Origin of the sequence: Sinorhizobium fredii (assembly GCF_002944405.1) — a bacterium.
GTDB classification, from domain to species: domain Bacteria; phylum Pseudomonadota; class Alphaproteobacteria; order Rhizobiales; family Rhizobiaceae; genus Sinorhizobium; species Sinorhizobium fredii_C.
This window is the reverse complement of the sequence record NZ_CP024308.1, coordinates 31,531-47,270: the sequence shown is the minus strand read 5'-3', so window position 1 is coordinate 47,270 and position 15,740 is coordinate 31,531. Positions and strand designations below refer to the sequence as shown.

The window sequence follows — 15,740 nt, the reverse complement described above, 5'->3', positions numbered from 1 at the left end:
GGCTGCTGTGATCTTCGACACGACACGATCTTCTGAGTCTACTTGAACCGCTGTCTGTAGGTGGCAATCGATGCGCCTAAGCCTTGCAACGGCGGTAAACTGCACTGTCATCTGTGACCGTGGAATTTTTCATTTCTGCGGAGTGAATAAGCATGTCCGACAATCAGTTCCAATGCCGAACACATGGGTCAGCGCATGGCTATGAACTTCACCGACCTGACGGTTGCCCTGTCTTCCATAGCCGCGATTGGGACGGCGGCGTATGGACTTGTCGATACATCGAAGGTGTTTCGTGGCGGAATTTCCAATGTCGGTTTCGGCTTCATTGAGGACGCCCTGCAGCCGTTCAAGTCTGCTTTAGCTTTCGTGAACGAGACTGAGCCGTTCGAACTGGCGAAAGCGAACTGGTTAAATGGCATAGACAAGGCGGATCAGAAAGCCACCGTCAAAGGCTTGATCAGACTGGGCATGACGTCCGACACGGCTGAGACGTTGGCGGAAGCAACGAAGATCGTGGAGCCGCAAGAATTGAAGGCAGTGGCGGCGAAAGTCGAGAAAGTCGAAGCCTTGAGCGAGGCTGAGCTTGCGCTCCTTGCCCGGTTTGATGCGGTGGTCGACGCTCGGATGGATGCGGCATTCGAACGAGCTGATCAGAAGTATCGCAATAGCGCGCGCGGCGCGGCCGCGGTTGCCGCCATCGTGCTGGCGGAAATAGGTGCCTGGACGTACTATGAAAAGTTCGATCAGAGCGTTTTCCTGATCGGGTTGGCCGTCGGGCTGATTGCCGTTCCGATGGCTCCCATTGCGAAGGACCTGACATCCGCAATTTCGACTTCGGTTGCGGCTTTCAAAGCCATTAGGCGGTGAGCCATGTCGATGTTTCTAAGCTTTCGCAAACTGCCGGTTGGTGGTGGTACTCTGACTGACCCAATCGCGTGGAACAGCACTAACGACTTCAAGCTTCGCCGGGTAGACATCAGCAAGCTTACAGGCGTCGTCGCCGGCCAAGAAATCCTATTTGCCGTGCATGGCTATAACAACAGTCAATCAGAAGCAGTCTGTACTCTGTCCCGATTCGAGCATGTGTTGAAACTGCCACCCAACATCGTTTTCGTTGGAATTCTCTGGCCGGGAGATTCCAAGGCTGGTTTTATCAGCTATCCGGTCGAAAAGCCGACGGCGAGCGATGTTGGCCGTTATCTGGCCAAATTCTGCAACAGGAAATTAGCGAGGGCGGCAAGCATTTCCTTCGTGAGCCATAGCTTGGGAGCCCGGGTGGTCCTCGAGACGATCAGAGGACTCGAGCGTGAAACGAGATCTGCGTGTCTGCTGGCGGCAGCAATCGAGCGCACATGCCTGGAAAAGGAATATGCAGACTCCTTCTCAAAGACGGATTCGGTGCATGTTCTCGCATCAAGAGAAGACGAGGTGCTCCGGTTTGCCTTTCTGGCAGGAAATCTTTTCGGCCATGCACTGGACCCGACAGCCGTCCCACTTTCATCTGCACTGGGCTATGCTGGCCCTAGAAAGCCGATCGGCAAGACACTTCCTCCGTGGTCGATTGCCGACAACGAGAAATATGATCACGGAGACTATCTGCCACCGAGCGACATTTCCGCGCAATTTCCAAATAATGCTGGCAGTTGGAACAATCCGGCGAGCTTCGTGAAACGCGCGTTGAACGGCGAGCGCCAAACTTGGCCCGCACCCACTGCTGTCAAATGAAAGTTTTGATCTACGGCCCGGCGCGCACCCAGTCTTGCGCGTCAGGGACCCTTTTTTTGTGCGTCTACCTACGATCATTCTGTAGTGCTGAACTACGCTATTCCAAAAGACGGAGGCAGCCATCACGCACGAAACATCCCTGCTCGGAGTAGATGCCTTTCAAACCCTTGTCGCTCGAGCGTCCCAACGATGACACCAGCGTACTACACGCTCCGCGTCATTCAATAAAAAAACTCACGGAAAAAATGCAGTCACCCTAGCATTTTCGATAATTAAGGGCATAGTAATACACAACGTATTCAGTGGGGCGTTTCCGTAATTTGAAGCAATGGGCAGGTATAGAAAACTCATACGGGCCAGTGCCTTCGGCACTGCAGTTTTGCGCGAAATTCATTGGAAAACGTTGCTTGGGGGAAGCATCATGAAAGTGGATCGACGCCACGCATTTCGGCGGATTACAATGGGGATGGTGACTGTGCTCGCCTTGGCCCTGTTCATGGGCACACAGGCGACCAGTGCCCAGGCACCGTCGCCAATCAATGCGAATGATGTCTCCATCCTCTTTCCTCTCCCCAATAGCAGCGATATGTCCGGCTTCATATCGCTCGCCGATCTCACTGACAGTAACGGTCAACGCCTACTGTCCGACCAAGCCTTCGGTAAGTTCATATCGGCCGCTGAATCCGACGATAGCAAAATCGTTGACTCTCTCGGAGGCGCTAACCAAATTGCCTTCCCCCCGGAAATAAAGGACGTCAATACATGGTTTGTCGCCGGTATCCGGCTCGACCTTGGTGCACCAGGCTTGGCTCCCGATGTCATGGCAAAGTTCGGCCAAATCCCACAACTTCGACTGATCCTGCAGCCGGTGACCCGCACATCGGGGACAGCCGTTAGAGTTCATGACCGCGCGGCCCATATTATCTTCAGCTTCGCCAGCGGTCCTTCAGCGCAGCAGGAAACCTGCCCTGTCAGAGTAGTACCACGCATAGACGCGGATATGACCGCCTTTCGTCCACTCCTGGATGACTTTGTGTCGCTTCGTGATGATCTGACTGCCGGCAAACTGGGCTCGCCAGTTGAGACGGGAGGACCGCTGAACGTTCACCCGGGACTGAGCGGTCCAGACCAGCAGCATATGCGCGACCGGCTCGAGGTCATCCTGGAAAAACACCTCAAAGCGAGCCAAGTCACTGCGCTGGCAGTAATGGGGATACCGAAGGCTTCGCCAGAGCCTTGGATCTTTTTGGCCATGCGGCGAAACCCGGCCAGTGACACGGTACAGACTGTTCCCAGCCCGGCCTTCGATGGTCAAGCGAAGGCACAATTGCTGAAGTTTGTTGGTCCCGAGCAGGTTCTCCCCGAACCGAAGTCCGATAATCAAAGCGAAATAACAACATGCTTCCGTATGCCGAATACGCGCGTGGGCGTTTCGACCGCCGAATTGCTCAGGCAAGAATCGAGCAAAGAGCGAAACATTGAAGTGACCGAAATTATCGCCGACCCTGCCAGGAGCCATTTCTTCAATACTGATTGCGTCAGCTGCCATACCGAAACCCGACTGCTCCTCAAAAAGGTGCCAGACACGGTAATCCCCGGCGTAGATGTATCGGTATTACCTAGATCCCGCTGGAACGTCCGGAACTTCGGATGGGGTTTCGAAGGCGGCACATTCAAGCCAACGATCACACGCCGCACGGCGACCGAAACTGATGAAGTGGTCAAAGCCGCCAATCAACTGCTGATCCCGTAATCACACAAGGTCTAGCGTCAATCCGGTTCGGTCACGGAGGCTGCCATGCGACTGCGATTATTAAGGTCTGTATTCAAGCTCCTCCTCGGTTTTCTCGCGATCGCGTTTGCTGCGATTCTGATCGTAAGCTACGCACCTAACACGGTGCGGAGTGGCCTCGCGTATTTTGGGAAAGAAGCGATCATTCAGTCTAAAAAACTCGCTCCGCCGCTCCTCGCGAATCGAGCGGTCGGCACCTGCGAGTGGCTCAAACAAAATTGGTCGGATGAGGATCGAGCCTGGGTGCATAATGCGTCACAGGGAACAGCAACATTTCCGATCCCCTATGCCTGGTTCCAGAAGCTGGAGCGTCCCGAGTTTAGCCCTTTTAGTCTGGTTGCCTCGCGGCCGTTGATCAGCGATCCCAATTATCTGGAAAGGCTCGGCTTCATCGCCCCGAACAAGAGCTGCGATCCTGAAGCTGGCGCAGCAGCGCCCGAGGGCTATGGCGTTCTCCCGGTTGGATTTGCAGTACTGAAAGGCGGTACGGATCCGACCACAGGCGAACGTTTCGAGGATGGATTGGGATTGACCTGTGCGGCATGTCACACCGGACGCATCTTCTATCAGGCCAAGGAACTTCGCATTGACGGTGCGCCGGCGATGATCGACATCGCAAATCTAGAACGCATCATCGGCCTGTCGGTCTGCTACACGAAAATGTTTCCTTGGCGGAGGCACCGCCTGGCCGATGCACTGCTCGACGAAAGACCGGAATTGGTAGGAGCCGCGCGGACGAAAGAGCAAGAAGCCATCGAAAGCCGCCTCTCCCGGATTTGCGAGGAGAGCGTATTCGGGAAGATGAGAAAAGAAGCGGCAATCCTCGATCGGCGCAAGCAAGTGCATTCGGAGGAAGGTTTCGGGCGGCTGGACGCCCTCAACCGGATCGGAAATCAAGTTTTTCACGAAAATCTGGCTGATTCTGCAAACGGCTACAAACCCTCGGTCTCTCTAGATGAGGGCGGCATCAGCCCAGCCGCACTCGACGCCAACTTTGCCGCGCACACCGCACCAGTGAGCTTCCCGCCCATCTGGGACGTTCCTCATTTCACATGGGCCCAATATGACGCCTCCATCTCCAATTCTGCAATTCGCAATATCGGAGAGGCAATGGGCGTTTCGGCCAAGATCAAAATGACGGAACCCGGCAATTCCTCTCATGCACTGTTTTCGTCGACGGTTGATGTCAAGGCGATCGACAAGATTGAGACACTGTTGAAAGGGTCCCAATCGCCTTTCGCCGGAAAAATTGGCTTCAAGGGGCTTCAGGCGCCCGACTGGGAAGACGCTGCTTCCCGCTTCCCCGGCGACAATAATTGGAACATCGACCCCGAAAAGATCGCGGCGGGCCGCGAACTTTATAAGGGGCTTTGCTTCGAATGCCATAACAGCCCACCACGGGATATAACTATACCGATGGAGGACCCGACCTCATTCTGGTCTAGAAGCAATTGGATGCAGGTGGGAAACGAAGCACTCTTCGAAGTCGTTCAAAAACCCGTCGACGTGATCGGCACCGACCCAGAACAGGCGCGGATACTGACCGAGCGAACTCTCAGCATACCGGCATATCTCGGCCTTGATACAAAAGGCTTCTTGGCACGCTGCGGTCTGCAGCCGGACGCCACACTCGAAAAGTCCTACGCCGTCGGTTTGATGGCTGCAGTGGAGAAACTGCGTGACCAGTGGATAGCAGATGAGGAGCGCCTGGTCGGCAAACCAATGTCTGAGGACGACAAGAACGCCATTATCGGATCCCTCTCTAACTGCCCAAACTCCAGAGTGTTCGAACTCGTCAGAGCCTTTACTGAGGATCAAAAACCCGGGTTCGTCTACAAAATAAAGCCCCACTATCGCGCGCGTCCTCTTAACGGCGTCTGGGCGACCGCGCCCTATTTACACAATGGCTCTGTTCCGACCCTCGACGATCTTCTGTTGCCACAGGACGACCGGCCAAAGGCATTCTGCGTCGGACCCGCAGAGTTCGATACCGAGCGCGTAGGGCTGACCGTGAAGACCTCATCATCGATCGACGATTTGGAATGTGAGGTCGGTATGACGCAGTTCGACGTTTCAGAGCGCGGCAATTCCAACCGTGGTCATTCCTTTGAAGGTGACGGCAAGAATATGCCTGCGGGTGTTATTGGCCGGGTGCTTTCATCGAGAGACCGCGAGAACCTGATCGCCTATTTGAAGACGCTTTAATTGCTTTTGAGACCGGCAGTTGGCACCTCCTTGCAGCCGCCGGCAGGAGCGTTTGGTTTTGGGCGAACCCGGCACTCGGCGAGCACCGCGGACAATCTCCGAACTTTCGGACGAGCGCGTCGTTTTTGCGTCCGGCACCAAGATTGCCGCGAGCGTCTCCGAAGTACCTGACCTGCCACGGGTAATTTCCTCCAGATTGGATTAGAGTCCGGCCTATTGAAGGACGGACGCATGAAGAAGCAGAGTAAACGCTCATTTCCCTGCATGTTGACGCCCGCGATTTCGACGGAATGTGTTCGAATGGGAAGGCATCCGGCTTGATCAGGCCGGTGAGGCTTTGGGGAAGTTGAAGGGCAGCAGGTCGGTGATATCTGCATCTTCGGTGCGTTGAGGCAATTCGGTGAGGACGTGGCGCAACCACGCTAATGGCTCGACGCGTGAGGCGCGGCAGGTCAGCATGAGGCTGTAAATGACGGCGCTGGCCTTGGCTCCATCGGCGGTATCGCTGAAGAGCCAACTCTTCCTGCCGGTGGCCAAAACTCTGATATCGCGTTCGAGAAGGTTGTTGTCGATCGGCATTCTGCCGTCTTCGGTGTAGCGCGTCAGATATTCCCATTGGTTCAGGGTATAGGAGACGGCATCGCCGAGCTTGCTGTCCGGCAAGACCTTCGGGGCGATTTCGTCGAGCCATGTCTTGAGGGCATTCAGGATGGGTACGCTGTGTTGCTGGCGAAAGCGGCGAATGCTGTCGGCCTGCGTCTCACCGTGCTCCGGCTTTTTGTCCCGTGCCTGCCTTTCAACCCGGTAGAGCTGTTCGAAGAACCGGAGCGCTTGCTCCGGCGGCCCGCCGGGTTTGTTTCTCGTCTTGAGAGCATTGACAAAACGTCGTCTTGAATGGGCCATACATCCAAGGTGGATCGCGCCTTCCAGCGTGCGCCAGGCGGAATAGCCGTCGCTCATCAAGATGCCGCGGTAATCGCCCAGGAAGGTCTGCGGGTGTATCTGGCCGCGGCCCGGCTGATAATCGAGCAGCACGATCGGCTCGTCACTGTCCTCTCCACTCCGATAGGCCCACATATACGACGTATCGGTGGCCTCTCTATTCTTTTCCTTCAGGACCTGAACCGTCGTCTCGTCGCCATGGATGAGAGGTCGCGATCTGAGCCGCAGTTTCAAGGCGTCATAGATGCGGGAAAGATGTTTCTCGCTCGAGCCGATCACCCAGTGACCCAGAGCGCCACGGCTGACAGGAACCCCGGCGCGCTCGAATGCCTGCGCCAGGCGGTAGAGCGGCGTGCCATCGACATATTTGTGAACGAGCGCGAAGGCCAGCGTCGAGGCCGTGGCGATGCTGCCCGGCAAGGGTTGCGGGGGCATCGGCGCGATAACGATTGGCGTGTTGATCCCGGTGCGGTCGCAATGGCGGCAAGCATATTTGAACCGCACATTCTGCAGAACCTTCGCCTTCACCTCGATATGAAGCTGCTCGGTAACGGTCTCTCCCATGCGATGCATCTGACCATGACAGCAGGGACAAGCCTTGTGATCGTCGGGAAGGTCGTACTCGACGCGCTCGCGCGGGAGGTTTTCCGGCAGCGGTCTGCGGCCGCGCTTCTTTCCCGTCGGGCCTTCGATCGCCGGTAACCCTGTGTTCGGCAGGTCGACGACATCGCCATCTTCGCCGCCGGCGACATCTTCATCGGCAACCTGTTCGGCTTCATTGAAGAGGCGATCAACGTGTTTTTCGCTACGCGGCGCAAACCGATGCAGCCGCGCCAGCGCCAGCTCTTCCTCGAGTTTGACGATGCGCTGCGAGAGCGTTTCCTTCTCGGCTTTCAGCGCGGCGATTTCGGCAGCATGTGCCGCCAACTGCGCCTTCAACTCTGCAACGCTCGGTTCGCCGGTTCGATTCATCGGATTCTTGAATCTGAACCGTACCGCCGCGTCAACCGCGCAACTCAAGAGCCCTCAGCCAGCGACCTGGTATTGCCGCACCGGATGGCGCACCATCGCATCGATATCGATGCCGTCGAGAATCCAGTGCAATTGCTCCGTCGTCAGCCGCATCACCGTTTCCTGACGCCGGGGCCAGCGGAACTTGTCCTCGGCCAGCCGCTTCAGCACCAGCACAAAACCCGACCGATCGAAGAACAACAGTTTCATCCGGTCGCGACGGCGATTGCAGAACGCAAAAACCGCCGGCGCAAATGGATCGAGTGCCATCGTCTCCTGAACCAGGACCGCAAGACTGTTGATGCCGGCCCGAAAGTCGATCGGCTCGCGATGCAGGTAGACCTGAAGGTCAGCGCCCAGCTTGAACATCACCCAACGCTCCGATTATCGCCGCCAACGCATTCGCATCACCGCATTCCAGCGTCAGCCTCACGCCGTTCGGCAGTGATGCGCTCACCTTCGCTGGAGAGAACGAAGGGTCCATCCTCTCCGGTTTCGCCGGGCGCTCTTCACCACGCGTGGCAAGCATATCCAACGACCTGCTCTGCATCGGCAGGCGGCGATCCGCGGCGACAACCGGAATAAACGCAGATGTTGAAGATGGCGGCAGAGTGCCGGCCTCCTTGGCGTTCTTTATCCATTTCCGAAGGAGGTTAGCGTTGATCCCATGCTCGAGCGCAAGTCTCGATACCGACACGCCGGGCTCAAGGCAGGCCGCAACGAGGCGCTCCTTCGATGCCGCATCGTAACGTCGGCGTCTGTTGCGCAAAACGCGCCTCACCGCCAGTTTCTGTTCATCGTGCTCAATCACTTGGTGTCCACCTCCGTTAAGTGGACACCTCATGCATGACAGCACTCAATGGCAAAAGGTGCGGAGAAAATCGCGCTTACGAAGCAGAGATTTACGGAAGAGAAGATTATCGCGGTGCTGAAGGAGCGTAAGCATTCGGCGAGGGCCGCAGGTTCAGGCTTTTTTGCGTGAACGACGTTTCCACTTGGCGGCGAGCGCATCGACGTTGTTGCGAAGGTTGGCGGCCTCCGCCATTATGATCACTACGCAACTGATCGGAAAGCGTCTGACTGCGGCTGCCTTCACAAAGAGAAGGCTGATCTCGAGGCGCTCGTCCGGTTCTTTGGTGAGCGTCCGGCGAAAGCATTTTCGCTTGCTCGAGCGGCCGAAGCTATAGGACGCGCTTCACCTCATCTGCCATGACGCGCTCGATCATCTCGGCATCGCATTGTTCATCGACCAGGAACTGGCGGATTCCACCATCCCACGTCCGTATGTCGGCGAGAAGAGCTTGAAGGTCGTCAATTCCATTTTCGGTCAGGCCTTTTGTGCCATCTTCACTGCCATCGCGGACATAAACCAGTTCGCCCTCGGCGATATTGTCCGAGTTGGCGGTCACCTCCTCGATTAATTCGAGGTTCTCGCCGATCATGCCGGCGACTTCTTTAAGCGTATAGATGAACCTCGAGCGTGCCATCACACAGCCGCGTTGTTTCCATGCCATAAAACGTAGCTGATTTGCGCGTGAACCGCCAGCAATTTGCCCGGAATTACCTGCAAAATAAGGGTCTTATCCCGTTCGGCCAGGAGCCGAAGTCCACGCCGGTCGGCGCCAATCGATCCCCTCAACGAGCATGGAAAGCTGGGCCTGTGTCAGGTGTGCCACGCCATCCTTCGCCGTTGGCCAGGGAAAGTATGTAGAACAGGCAGTACCCTTGGCCATCCCACCATAGAAGCTTAATCCGATCCGCGCGTTTGCCGCGCAATCCGAAGATCGCGCCAGACGCCGGCGCCTCCTTTATGACCGTTTCGACTAGTCTAGGCTGCCTCCACACAGGCGGCCAGCGCCGATAACAACTCGAGATCCATGTCAGCGGCAATTCTCAGTAGCGGCCATTCCTCAGGACGATTTCAACGTCTTTGCACCTCGACCGAGCACCGCTCCTCTTGGAACCGTCGCTGACGCTCTCCGACGCCCCGATAAGCGACACCGGGATGAACGATGCGGTCTCTGGAGATTTCAATTCGGGTGGCGAGAACTTCTTTCGCCAGGGATAAATCTGCTGCGGAAGAACGTCGTGCCGGCGTGGTACATCCGAAACGGTACCATCTACGCCGAAAGCTTCTTGCAATATCGAAAGCTACAGTTCTGTGGACCATCGACGTTGTCGCTCGGCACCCGTCAGAATCTCAACCCTTGGCCATACATACCTTGTTACGTCACAAATGAAACCTCTGTGTCGTAACTTGCGCGAATTCCCCACCTAACCTAAACCGGCTCACCGGAGGCTCACCCTATGCCGATGCCATACTCGACAGGTTGGTCCACAATGCCCACCGCATCGAATTGAGCGGCGATAGTCTGCGCCGAAATCTACCGCGCAAAGCTTGACACCTCGCCTGAATGAACTGACGATAATCATCGCCTGCAGACCCCACTAAACAGGGGGCGAGATCATCCCGGAAACGGGGGGCTCAATCATCTCGGAGGGGCGGCTTCATCGGAATCGGCAAAGAGAATGGCCACAGCCGCACCGATGCGCGTGACATAGCCATCCGGCACCGACAACACAAGCTCGTGCACGTCGCCGCCGTTCCGCCTTTGACGCCATGAATGGTGGAATTTGCAATTCTGATTCGGGGCGTGAAAGCGATCACTCTAAAGGCCTATCACAGGTGCTGAAACTGGCCGAAAACACCTTCGCTAATCGATAGCAGGCATGTGACGATCGCCAGCAGGCATGCAAGATAAAGCGTCATGAGCAGGAGATAGGAAACAACGACCGCCTGCAACGTCCACAGTTCAGGAACGACAGCCTCACATCCAAAGAATCTTATCATCGCGGTACTGCTGTTAAAGCCGCGATGCCGAGCCTTCTTGAGGCTTTCGGCATTCGTCCAGAGTCCGATCACAGCCCTGTTGGCTGCGGATCCGAGAGCAGCGTCAATGACGGGCGCTGTCAGGCTTTGGCGAACAACAATATAGGTGGGCGTCAGAATGATCGAGGCCCCAAACAGCCACAACGCAAGGATGAACCAATTGCGTTGACGCGCCCTTGTCCGGCGCTGGCCTGTCGCGGCAAAAATGACGAGGGTCAGAGCCAAAACAATGACGGATGCAAGATAGCCGTTGGTTTCCTCGCTGCCAGGACCACCGCAGACCGAGCCAGGTAGAGGCGGCGCGACAGCCAATAACACCGAGCCGAACAGGGCAAGAATCGATCCAACCAATTGGCTCGCCCTTAAGATTATATGAGAATCCATAGTGCCCCGCTCACTGCTGGCATCGATTGGGGGCTCTTTGAGCGCGCTTGCCGAGATAGATCAAATCAAGCGGTGGCGCCTGCTCATCAAAATGGTTCGGAGGTTCCCACATTGCGACCTCGCTAACAATGCTTCCGACCGGTTCTTCTGCCCAAATGCAATAGATGCCATACATGGCCGAGAAGGTAACGGGCGAAGAAAGGCCGGCCCTTCGGAATTGTTGCGGATTAGTCTGGTATGGCTTCGAGTAAAAAATGGTGATCCCTCGCTGTGGGCGGGTCATTGCCAGATCGCCCCATAGCCGCACCTCTATCTTCATCTCCATCCGCGTTCCACCGGCCGGGTTTGCGGAACTACCGAGTGTTTCGCCGAGGAACCTTGCCTGATATTGCCCATCTGCGGCAATGTCGGCGGCCGTTGCCACATCGATAGCAGACGCACTCCCCTCGAGTATGCGAGACACTATTTCGTTTAGGGTATCGAATTGTTGCGAAAGCCCTTCCAGCGACTGGATCGAAAAGGGCCGCTGCCTCGCGTCGAGCGCGTTCACCCAGGCCTGGGAGATGGGCTTCATCGCCGCCACGCTTTTGGCCATTGAAGGTTCCTTGATATTTCCCCCGATTTCTAACGCCTGTTTATCAAACAGGTCGAGAGCATTCCTGAGTTCGTTCTTCAGTTTGCGATCAAGATAGACAACCAACTGATCGCCCGCCTCTATGCGTGCTCTTATATCGGCATTGTGGATGTCGGCCGTCGGAATCAGAAGACGCGGCTTCTGCGCAAGTTCGAGAAGATCCGAACTGGCATTGGCCCGGAAAAGTAATTCGATGAGATCTCCGTCGAGGCGGAAGTGCCTTTCAGCAACCGTTTGACCAATCTGGGACAAAAAGGTAGCAGGCTCCTGTTTGGCGAGAAAGACGCTTGCCAGACCAACCGTTGCGTCGGCGACCGTCACCTGCCCGATATCTGAATTATCCTTGTTTGCTGCGAGCAACTCGAAGGAAAGACCGTTTGGCACTTCCGCACTTTCCACCCTGTGGAGCACATCTGGCTCCTGGGCTCTTGCGCAGTCCGGATCAATTGCGCCGACAGACAGCGCAAGCAGCAAGACCCCTCCCCAAGGAAACCAATGTCTATTCTTACGGCTTTTCATTTTCCCCTGCCCCCCCAGATGACATCCCCACCGAAGCCGCGCCTTCGGCTGGCTGCACCAATGTGATTTCCCGGGCCCGGTCCTCAATCGACTTGCTGAGCCGATAGAATTGCGCTCGCTCGGTCTCCGAAGAGACTCCATTATCAATTCCAGGCAGAATCAACTCGACGTAGTCCAAGAGATCTTTCAGAGTTGAATGTGAAGGATAGGTCCAAAGGCCCCTCGACGTCAGCGCGTGGTCGACGATGGCACGGGTCAAATAGGTCTTGCCGAGCGCCGTTGCCTGCTTGCTCGGCTCGGAGGACACGAGCACAATCATCTGCTTATCGTAGATCAACTGTCCGAGGCGCGACCCATTAAATGGTCCCAGCTTTCTTCCCTCCGCGACAACAGCGGAGGCAGACGAACACGTATCGAGAACAAGAATGAGATGTCGCGCGTCGAGCGCCGCAAACGACGTGGTGAGCTCGGTATCGGTGATCGCGCACTTGCAAGGCTGATCCCCCGCGATGTCGTATGCCGGATCGGTATCTTGCGGCATGATCTGAAAAACATTCCCCTGCTCGACGCCATGGGCCGCAATATAGAGAACCACTGCATCGTCCGGGCCCGCGGGCTTGAGACTTTCGACGATATTCCGCGGCCACCCTTCGGTGTTCACGGTCCTACCGGCCAGGAGATCGAGAACCCCGAGAATGATCTTCTTGTCTGCAGGGAGCACCGGCGGCCGATGCTCGCCCGGCACGAGTCGTCCGGGCGAACGTGCCACAATTGGCACCTTGACCAGTTGGTAGTGCATGCCTTCATGGTCGATTGCATTGCCCAGACCATTCAAAAATGCCTCCGAACTTGCCACCGCATGGCTCAGGACCAGCGCGGGGTTGTCGTTCGCATTGACGCCGACGGCGATGACATACATGGTCCGCGTCACGCCCTGCCCGGCCGGATGTGGAAGGGTAAAGGCGAAAGGTGCCGACGGCGCAGACCGGCGGCCTGTCGCATTAAAAGCGTAGGCGGTAAAGACAGTTTTCGACACCGCAGGGTCTTTCGGCAGCATTACGCTGTAGGTCATTTCGATCGCCCCGTCCGGCTTGGTGTTTGCCGTGCCCGATTTACTGATGTCGCCCGCCGTGGCGCCAACGAGTTGACCATCGCGAAACAGCTTCAGGTCGAAGGCGGGCCGCCGAGATCCAGGTCTCGTCACCACGGTGACGGCTGCACGCCCCGCATCCAGCAGTTCCACTCTATCAATGGACACGGCTGGTGGGGCTTCGATCAGCGGCCCCTCATCGATTTTGCCGAGCGCTTCTCCCTTCAACACAGCGCCGATTAAGCCCGGCGTGAAATATGGTTCCATCAATGCTTCGAAAGAAGCCGCTCGTCGCATGTCCATTGTATCAAGCCGCCAACGAAAATCGCCGAGAATGTCGAAATTATTGGTATCGAAGCGGCCGGTCGGGTGGACCGCGATCCAACTCCCGTCCGATGCCTCGAACAGGGAGAGTTTGAGTTCAAGGCTTGCCGCATCGAATATGTCGATGCCTAAACTTGCCACCAGCAAAAACTTCCTGTCTGGACTGAATGTCACGCGACGCACATCCTCGTAGGATCCCAAGATACGTCGAGGCGTGCCGAAAACAGTCCCCTCCCGCGGTACGACGAGGACCTTTCCGCTTTCCACGCCAAGGACAATGCTCCCATCCACGGGAGAGATCGCAATTGCGCGGACGACTTGCGGCACGGGGTCAGGCCGCCATTCAGTAACGGGGATCACAAGCTCCGGTTTTCCGGCGCTTTCGAAGTCGAAGCGCCAAACTCCCCCACGCGCCGCATACAAAATGGATGTGCCGTCGGTATCGAAGACCGCGTCTTCGACATACTGATCCTCATGGAACTCGGCGATTGGTAACGGTTGGTCAGATCGGAAAACCCTTACGCCATATTCGTTGCATTGGATAAAGAGATCTGAGGTCGGATGCGGCACAAGACAGGTCGTGTGCCACCGCGATTCTGGAACATATACGGTCTCGGTCTCGAATGTGTCGGCGCTCAACTGGTAGAGTGGGCCGTAAATGGTGGCGTAAAGCAGGTTGCCGCCGCCAGCCAGATAGGCAATGCTGGCCGGCGGATAGAGTTCTTTTATCACGGTCGAGAGTTTTGTCGGCCCATCGGCTGACCAACGCGTCAATTGCTCTGCCGGGGGATCGCCTTCTGTCTGGAGATTTTGGACCGTTAGTATGGTTCCGTCATACGGGTTGACGGCATATATCCGTCCGGCGACGATTACATCGCGCCCTGATGTCGTGTCGAGCAATCGCGTATTTGGAGGCGGAGGATCGACATCCATCCGTTTTGGTCCCCCGACAGTATTGGCAAAAGCAAGTGTTCTTCCTTGGGCGAGAAACGACAGCTTGTCGCGTCGCTCAAATTCGATTTTCGGATTGATCCGCTTCGAAATCTCCGCCGATGGCGGCTCTCCGGTCGCTGGCGCTAATATCTCCCAAACGGCGAAACTGCCATCTGCACAAGCAACGAAGAGATGGCTGTCGTCGAGAAAAGAGAGCGCCAAAGCGTTATGGCCGCCAAACCGGTCGTAGGCAGCGTGAAACCGGATCCTTCTGGAGGGATCCGGCAGATAGACGAGATCGATGTCACAGCCCATACCGCTATGGGCAATCCAGGATTGCGTCTGGGAGATCGCCAACACATTACCGTTCAGTCCATCGATACCCGGCAAATCGATCGCAGGCTGGACCGGCGCCAGATTGGCGTCGAAGATAGAAAGGACAAGCTTCCCCCTGCCTGGGCCGGTTAATTTGACCTGGAGATCGTTGGCCTCGTCGAAGGTTGCGAGACCAAAGGCACCCATTGCGTCCCTTCCTATTTCGGCGAGCTTGTCCGTCTCCCAGTTGATGACAGCGGTATCTTCCACATAACCGAAGAGTTTCTGATCGCCGGCGAAGAATCTGAGGTCCCTGGGTCGCCGATTGTAACGGCGTGAATGCGCCAGCACCTTTTGACTGTTGGCCTCAACGATGACCACCTCGAAACTGCCGTCTGCGTTCGATAAGGTGAGCGCGATTTTTGCGCCGTCGGAACTAATCGCCGCACTTTCGACCCAGGCAGGCTCGGTCACGAATTTCGCCAGGACCTCTCCGGTTGCACTATGAAGCAACTCCGCCCGCCGGATTTCCTGCGTCGAGAAAATCAGGGAACCATCACGGCTTACCGCAGCATGATTGATCGCCGTCTCATGTTCGGGATATCGCGCAACCGGCTGCCCCATTGCGAGATCCCACACTAGGATGATGCCGTCGTCCCCGCCTGTCACAAGCCAACGTCGATCGGCGCTGACGGCCGCGGTGCGAACGGGGTCGGAATGTCCGAACGGGATCATGAGGCGGCCGACATCGCCGGCATTCACGCCTTTCGGGACCAGCAGAACAAACATAAGAAGGATATATCGAACCGCCGCAACCATCTCCGCCCCCTCCGGAACATCGGCTGTTCAGGTGATGTAACCGAGCTGTTTGCGATTTTCGCCTCAGCGCGATTCCTCGGAATAATGCCCTATTTTACTTGTCCGATGTGGCTTACAAAGTTTCCGCTGTGAACACACTGAGATCAGCCGGAGTATT

The 15,740-nt window shown here is 56.5% G+C and carries 13 protein-coding genes and 1 pseudogene; 5 read left to right on the top strand and 9 right to left on the bottom strand.

Annotation, left to right across the window (positions count from 1 at the left end; all coding sequences use genetic code 11):
- The first annotated feature begins 195 nt into the window (after positions 1–195).
- From NXT3_RS19590 to NXT3_RS19575, 4 genes are all read left to right on the top strand, one after another.
- Entirely contained in the window at positions 196–867 is a 672-nt protein-coding gene (locus NXT3_RS19590) for a hypothetical protein (protein WP_158665367.1), read from the top strand.
- A gap of 3 nt (positions 868–870) precedes the next feature.
- Entirely contained in the window at positions 871–1,725 is an 855-nt protein-coding gene (locus NXT3_RS19585; protein ID WP_104840077.1) for an alpha/beta hydrolase, read from the top strand.
- Between the two features lie 421 nt (positions 1,726–2,146).
- Complete coding sequence (locus NXT3_RS19580; protein ID WP_104840076.1) at positions 2,147–3,478, top strand: hypothetical protein; 1,332 nt, start codon at positions 2,147–2,149, stop codon at positions 3,476–3,478.
- Between the two features lie 45 nt (positions 3,479–3,523).
- The gene (locus NXT3_RS19575; protein ID WP_158665366.1) at positions 3,524–5,722 is read left to right on the top strand and encodes a di-heme-cytochrome C peroxidase; all 2,199 of its coding nucleotides are present in this window, start codon (positions 3,524–3,526) and stop codon (positions 5,720–5,722) included.
- Positions 5,723–6,043: 321 nt separating this feature from the next.
- Here NXT3_RS19575 and tnpC read toward each other — a convergent pair whose 3' ends face one another.
- From tnpC to NXT3_RS33290, 6 genes are all read right to left on the bottom strand, one after another.
- Positions 6,044–7,636 carry an IS66 family transposase gene (tnpC, locus tag NXT3_RS19570; RefSeq protein WP_104840074.1) on the bottom strand — a complete coding sequence of 531 codons (1,593 nt, stop codon included), beginning with the start codon at positions 7,634–7,636 and terminating at the stop codon, positions 6,044–6,046.
- Between the two features lie 54 nt (positions 7,637–7,690).
- Complete coding sequence (tnpB, locus tag NXT3_RS19565; RefSeq protein ID WP_013851059.1) at positions 7,691–8,044, bottom strand: IS66 family insertion sequence element accessory protein TnpB; 354 nt, start codon at positions 8,042–8,044, stop codon at positions 7,691–7,693.
- Complete coding sequence (gene tnpA / locus NXT3_RS19560) at positions 8,025–8,483, bottom strand: IS66-like element accessory protein TnpA (RefSeq protein ID WP_199773368.1); 459 nt, start codon at positions 8,481–8,483, stop codon at positions 8,025–8,027. Before tnpA ends, tnpB (NXT3_RS19565) begins: the two co-directional genes overlap by 20 nt.
- Before the next feature lie 373 nt (positions 8,484–8,856).
- Positions 8,857–9,162: a hypothetical protein gene (locus NXT3_RS32505; protein WP_104840072.1), complete on the bottom strand. Its 306-nt coding sequence runs from the start codon at positions 9,160–9,162 to the stop codon at positions 8,857–8,859.
- 148 nt (positions 9,163–9,310) lie between these two features.
- A complete protein-coding gene (tnpB, locus tag NXT3_RS19545) occupies positions 9,311–9,520 on the bottom strand; it encodes an IS66 family insertion sequence element accessory protein TnpB (RefSeq protein ID WP_234828139.1) in 210 nt (69 codons plus the stop codon).
- A gap of 48 nt (positions 9,521–9,568) precedes the next feature.
- A complete protein-coding gene (locus NXT3_RS33290) occupies positions 9,569–9,817 on the bottom strand; it encodes a transposase (RefSeq protein ID WP_158665365.1) in 249 nt (82 codons plus the stop codon).
- Positions 9,818–9,939: 122 nt separating this feature from the next.
- On the opposite strand from NXT3_RS33290, the pseudogene NXT3_RS19535 reads away from it, so the two are divergent.
- Positions 9,940–10,077: pseudogene (locus tag NXT3_RS19535) on the top strand (ATP-binding protein); the annotation flags it as partial.
- 278 nt (positions 10,078–10,355) lie between these two features.
- Here the strand turns inward: NXT3_RS19535 and NXT3_RS19530 are convergent.
- The 3 genes from NXT3_RS19530 to NXT3_RS19520 are packed head-to-tail and all read right to left on the bottom strand — an operon-like array spanning position 10,356 to position 15,583.
- On the bottom strand, positions 10,356–10,916 hold the full coding sequence (locus NXT3_RS19530) for a hypothetical protein (RefSeq protein ID WP_104840070.1): 561 nt from the start codon (positions 10,914–10,916) through the stop codon (positions 10,356–10,358).
- A 43-nt stretch (positions 10,917–10,959) separates the two neighbouring features.
- Positions 10,960–12,057, bottom strand: coding sequence for a hypothetical protein (locus tag NXT3_RS19525; protein ID WP_104840069.1), 1,098 nt, complete (start codon positions 12,055–12,057; stop codon positions 10,960–10,962).
- A 31-nt stretch (positions 12,058–12,088) separates the two neighbouring features.
- A complete protein-coding gene (locus tag NXT3_RS19520) occupies positions 12,089–15,583 on the bottom strand; it encodes a WD40 repeat domain-containing protein (RefSeq protein ID WP_104840068.1) in 3,495 nt (1,164 codons plus the stop codon).
- Positions 15,584–15,740: the final 157 nt, after the last annotated feature.

Coding starts and splice junctions, on each gene's coding strand:
- tnpB (WP_013851059.1), bottom strand. CDS start 8,044: ATGTTCAAGCTGGGCGCTGACCTTCAGGTCTACCTGCATCGCGAGCCG.
- NXT3_RS19590 (WP_158665367.1), top strand. CDS start 196: ATGGCTATGAACTTCACCGACCTGACGGTTGCCCTGTCTTCCATAGCC.
- NXT3_RS32505 (WP_104840072.1), bottom strand. CDS start 9,162: ATGGCACGCTCGAGGTTCATCTATACGCTTAAAGAAGTCGCCGGCATG.
- tnpC (WP_104840074.1), bottom strand. CDS start 7,636: ATGAATCGAACCGGCGAACCGAGCGTTGCAGAGTTGAAGGCGCAGTTG.
- NXT3_RS19575 (WP_158665366.1), top strand. CDS start 3,524: ATGCGACTGCGATTATTAAGGTCTGTATTCAAGCTCCTCCTCGGTTTT.
- NXT3_RS19580 (WP_104840076.1), top strand. CDS start 2,147: ATGAAAGTGGATCGACGCCACGCATTTCGGCGGATTACAATGGGGATG.
- NXT3_RS19585 (WP_104840077.1), top strand. CDS start 871: ATGTCGATGTTTCTAAGCTTTCGCAAACTGCCGGTTGGTGGTGGTACT.
- NXT3_RS19520 (WP_104840068.1), bottom strand. CDS start 15,583: ATGGTTGCGGCGGTTCGATATATCCTTCTTATGTTTGTTCTGCTGGTC.